Origin of the sequence: Microcystis flos-aquae FACHB-1344, assembly GCF_014698375.1 — a bacterium.
GTDB lineage: Bacteria > Cyanobacteriota > Cyanobacteriia > Cyanobacteriales > Microcystaceae > Microcystis > Microcystis aeruginosa.
The window spans coordinates 1-4896 of record NZ_JACJSW010000050.1; the positions used below are offsets into that span (position 1 = coordinate 1).

At 39.3% G+C, this 4896-nt stretch carries 4 protein-coding genes and 1 pseudogene; 4 read left to right on the top strand and 1 reads right to left on the bottom strand.

Annotation, left to right across the window (positions count from 1 at the left end):
- Window positions 1-109: 109 nt before the first annotated feature.
- Complete coding sequence (locus H6G48_RS03735; protein ID WP_190719191.1) at window positions 110-1657, bottom strand: HAF repeat/PEP-CTERM domain-containing protein; 1548 nt, start codon at window positions 1655-1657, stop codon at window positions 110-112.
- Between the two features lie 316 nt (window positions 1658-1973).
- On the opposite strand from H6G48_RS03735, the gene H6G48_RS03740 reads away from it, so the two are divergent.
- The 4 genes and pseudogenes from H6G48_RS03740 to H6G48_RS03755 all read left to right on the top strand — a co-directional run.
- Window positions 1974-2399: a DUF29 family protein gene (locus H6G48_RS03740; protein ID WP_190719195.1), complete on the top strand. Its 426-nt coding sequence runs from the start codon at window positions 1974-1976 to the stop codon at window positions 2397-2399.
- A gap of 100 nt (window positions 2400-2499) precedes the next feature.
- Window positions 2500-2772, top strand: a complete 273-nt coding sequence (locus H6G48_RS03745; protein ID WP_002761103.1) for a hypothetical protein — start codon at window positions 2500-2502, stop codon at window positions 2770-2772.
- A complete protein-coding gene (locus H6G48_RS03750) occupies window positions 2759-3202 on the top strand; it encodes a type II toxin-antitoxin system VapC family toxin (RefSeq protein WP_106909825.1) in 444 nt (147 codons plus the stop codon). The genes H6G48_RS03745 and H6G48_RS03750 overlap by 14 nt, the downstream gene beginning before the upstream one ends.
- Window positions 3203-3779: 577 nt before the next feature.
- Window positions 3780-4784 (top strand): annotated as a pseudogene (locus H6G48_RS03755) (helix-turn-helix domain-containing protein); the annotation flags it as partial.
- Window positions 4785-4896: the final 112 nt, after the last annotated feature.

Consider the following 4896-nt stretch of genomic DNA (forward strand, 5'->3'; position numbering starts at 1 on the left):
TTATCATTTTCGTTATTTAGGTCATATATGGTAAATATGACTTATCTTTTTTGGGAGTCTGTGTCTGTATTCCATGCTACATAAGCTTTTCAGCTGGCTTGTCCCCCTGTCAGGTGACTGTTACTGTTCCAGCAGCAGTAAATGTTAACCCCGTCACAAAAGCAGTAGGATTAGTTGGATCGAGCATTTCCGCAGGATCGATATCACTGATGCGAAAATCACTAAAGCCAAGGGGATTAACACCCAACAAGTTGAAAGTTGTTCCCGCAACTAGAGAATAATTGCCAAATCCGGGTAATTCTAGGATAAAGTTACTGTCGCCCTGGGGGAGAGCATTGGGGATTAAAACAGAGGCGAATAAGGGTCCGCCTGTCACTGCGTAATCGTATCCTACCGACACAATCGGATCGAAAAAGATGGGGTTAGTTGTACCCAATCCATTATCACCGACGGGAACACCAGGAAAGGTAAAACCGTCGGGGTTGCTTGGATTTGGGGTAGGGAGAAGCGGATTGGTAGGCGTTGTTCCGGGTTGGGAAACTGGTTCTCCATCTAAACGAGCAATCCAAGCTTCGTTCAGACCATTAGGGTTAGTCCCATAACCCACAACCGTTAACCCATCGGCAGAAATTGCGTTAGCTCGATTCAAAGACCAACCGGTTAAATCTAAACCATAATCATTAGTTAAAACCTGTTGTAAGCTCCGCATCCCTTGAGCGCTATTCCAGATAAATGCCTCTGCGCCGGTGAAAGGGTCTGTCGCGCTGTAACCAACCACGACAGACCCATCGGCTGATACTCCATTAGCTATGCTAGCTATACCTCCAGATAGTACCCCTAGTCCGACCATTCCCCCTGCTTGTGTCCAACGGAATGCCCCACCACCATTAGCACCCGAACTTGAACCAACAACAACAGACCCATCTGCTGATACTCCATTAGCCTCGCTAAAGCCAAGGAAACCATTAACCCCCGGTAAGTACCCTAGTCCTACCATACCTGTCCCTTGTGTCCAACGGAATGCCTCATCACCGCTTTTACCAACTACAACAGACCCATCGGCTGATACTCCTGAAGCCCTGCTATAGGAAAAGCCTCCCAGTAAGTCCCCTAGTCCGACCGCCCCCGTTTCTTGTGTCCAACGGTATCCCCCACTAACTACAACAGACCCATCTGCTGATACTTTTACACCGGGGACATCGCCAGGTCTGGTACCAGGTAAGTCCTCTAGTACGACCATTCCCCCTGCTTGTGTCCAACGGAATGCCGTATCACCAGCGCTAGAAAGAGAGCCTGAACCAACCACAACAGACCCATCCCCTGATACTCCTGAAGCACTGCTATATTTTATATGCTTTGGGCAATATGGAATCTCCGTCCATGTGACACAAGGTGGCGCTGGTAAGTACCCTAGTCCAACCATCCCCGTTGCTTGTGTCCAACGGAATGCCTCACTATTAAAATCAGTACCATTAGCAGTTTCACTTCTACCAACCACAACAGACCCATCAGCTGATACTCCATAGGCTGCGCTCCCGAAAATACCACCAGGTAAGTCTCCTAACCCCTGAAAAGAGGCAGCTTGTGCCTGGAAAGCCACCCCGATCGCACCCAATCCGATCCCTAAGCTGATACAATTAGCTAGTATCTTGTTCATAACCTGATAAGACTCCAAAAAACTGAGTGATTCTTACAATCTAGATGTTCACTTTGGTTTTGTCTGTGGGAATTTGTGGCCATTTTGGATTTTCTGATACAATAATTTTTGTGGGATAAAGTGGGATTTAGTGGCAAAAAAGAGGGAACCAGACTCAAAGTCTCCCTTTTTAAGGAGGGAACCAGACTCAAAGTCCCCCTTTTTAAGGGGGATTTAGGGGGATCGAACTAGCGAAGCTTATAACTAGCAACTTGGGTTAATTTAAATGCGGAACAAATTACTAAATCAAGAGGTTAATCAGTAAAAAAAGTAAAAAATGGAAGAATTATTAGAGTTAAAAAATCTATTAATAGCTGGCAATGTTCCCGATGCCTTGATCTTGGTAGAGGAAATGACAGAAATGAGTAAGGATGATAAGCTCAATAAGATTTTTAGCTTTAGTATTATTGTTCTATTACATCTGATTAAACAGCAAGCAGAAAACCGCAGTACCCGCTCATGGGAAACCTCTATTTCTAATTCTGTTCGACAGATTCAACGCATTAATAAACGACGTAAAACTGGAGAAAATTATCTAACAATAGAAGAATTAAAAGAAACCTTAGATGATGCTTATTCTTCAGCCTTAAGACAAGCGGCATTAGAAGCTTTTGAGGGTATATATCAACCCGAAGAAATTGAGGCTATGATCGATAAAAATCAAATTATTAATCAAGCATTGGAATTAATATTAATCGATTAAGTAACAGGTGACAGTCGGAAACAAATCAGTAGGTTTAAATGTCAGAAACAGTCGCTTAAAGATTAGCAGCCTGTTTAAAAACCTTAACGGAGGACAATTAATGATTAACTTAGAACAAATTCAACAAGATATTAACCAATTACCTGAAGAAGCACAAAACTTACTGATTGATTTTATTGAGTTATTAAAAAAACGCTATTCTTTGGCAAAAAAGCCAGAGATTGCAGCAAAAATAAACCCTGAAGCTCAAAGTACCCTAGACATTTTAAAAGAATCTGGATTAATCGGTTGTATTAGTGCAGAATCCGACCTTTCTACTAATTATAAATCCGTTCTCAAAGAAGGATTAAAAGCTAAATATGATCATCGTTGATACTGGGTTCTGGGTGGCTTTATTTAACAATAAAGATCAATATCATCTAATAGCACAGCAAACCTTAGCACAGTATTCTTCTCAACCCCTAATTACAACTTGGTGTGTTTTAACAGAAAGTTGTCATCTTCTTTTACAACGTTCTCCAAATCTCTATACAGGAGTTGAAAAACAAATAAAATTAATGAACGTATTTGAGAGACATCCCCAAAAATTTCTATTATTTCACCTTGAAAATACTCATCTAGAAAGAATTCAAGACCTTATGAAACAATATCAAAGTCTGCCAATGGACTTAGCCGATGCCTCCCTAGTTATCTTAGCAGAAGAGTTAGGAAATGGACGTATCTTATCAATTGATAATCGAGATTTTAATACCTATCGCTGGAAAAATAAAAAACCCTTTATTAATCTTTTCTCAAATTTCTAGTTAATCAGTAGTCCGTAGAGTGTAGGGTGCGTTAGGCGGCTATCAATTTAGTCAAAAAACCAAAATTAATAATTCGCCGTAACGCACCACCTCTATTATTAAATTGGTGCGTTACGCTATTGAAGAGCGCACCCTACGAGTCCGTAGAGTGTAGTGGACTGTTTCAGCTAATTTGGTGTATTAGAAAAATGCTATAAATTCTATAATCTAAGACTTTAAGCCGAAATCTATTGCCCTATTTTAGCTGAAACAAACCAGTAGGGTGCGTTAGGCGGCTATCAATTTAGTCAAAAAACCAAAATTAATAATTCGCCGTAACGCACCACCATTAAATTGGTGCGTTACGCTATTGAAGGGCGCACCCTACGAGTAATATGACTACAAGCTTTACTTTCTAAGGCGGATTTGCTATGACAGTTTGGCCTTCCCGACTTTATGGGGTACAATGTTCGTAGGCAATACATTGATCTCTTGCAAGAGGGAAGTAAAATGATTATTAGTCTGATAAAAAAACAAGAAAACTAAAATATGTTCCCTCATCCCAACCAGCAATACAAATGTTCTATCACTTACTTATATGGATATTCAAACCCTTTTAGAATGGACAGATAAACAGGTATTAGAGAAAACCGGTAAACATCTTGATTCATTGCAAGAATCCATCTTACAGGGTATTTGGGAACATCAAGATTATGAAGAAATTGCCAAAGATAATCAGCGCAGTTATGACCATATAAAAAAAGAAGCATGGAAGTTATGGCAACTGTTATCAGATGTTTTTCAAGAAGATATAAAAAAGTCTAATGTTCGTTCTATTTTAGAAAATAAAGCTTCATCTACTATTTATCACTTTGTTAACTATCATTGTAATAATATCGGCAATAACCATATAAATATCTGTCGAGAAAATAATCCTTACTCAGAAAACAACTTAAAAAAGTCTTCAAATTTTCCAGATAATGATCATCAATCCCCCATAATTAACCTAACAAAAGCTCCTGAATTAAGGTGTAACTATGGACGCGATTTAGAACTATCTACCTTAAAAGAATGGCTAGATAATAAAACTCGATTAATTACTATTTATGGGTTAAGTGGAATCGGAAAAACAGCTTTAACCCTTAAATTAGTTTCAGAAATTGCCCCAGAATTTGATTATATTATTTATCGCAGCCTGGAAAATATTCCTCAATTAATCGCTCTCAAAGATGATCTAAAACAGTTTTTCAGCCAATCTCTATCAACCCCCTTACCCGATATAATAGATTATCTAAGCTCCTATCGTTGTTTAATTATTCTTGATGATGTACAGAATATTTTTAAACTGGGGGAATTAGCAGGTAAATATTTAAGCGACTGTCAGGATTATCATAAATTTTTTCAGCAAATTGCTACCACATCTCATCAAAGTTGCTTGATTTTAATTAGTTGGGAACTTCCCAGAGATTTTGTCACCTTAAAATCCGATAAAATTAAAACTTTATACCTGCAAGGTTTCACAACAGAATTTGAAGAAATCTTCAAAGAATACGGTTTAAAAAGTGAGGAGAAATGGACGGAACTGAGCGAACTTTATCAAGGTTCAAGGGGTGACAAGGCGACTAAAAGGCTTGCTGGATAAGGCGCATAGCCGTTAGACCCCTAGAAAAATCGGGGTGTTTTCCTGGCTTGAGGCGGATCAAAGAAAAGGCGAG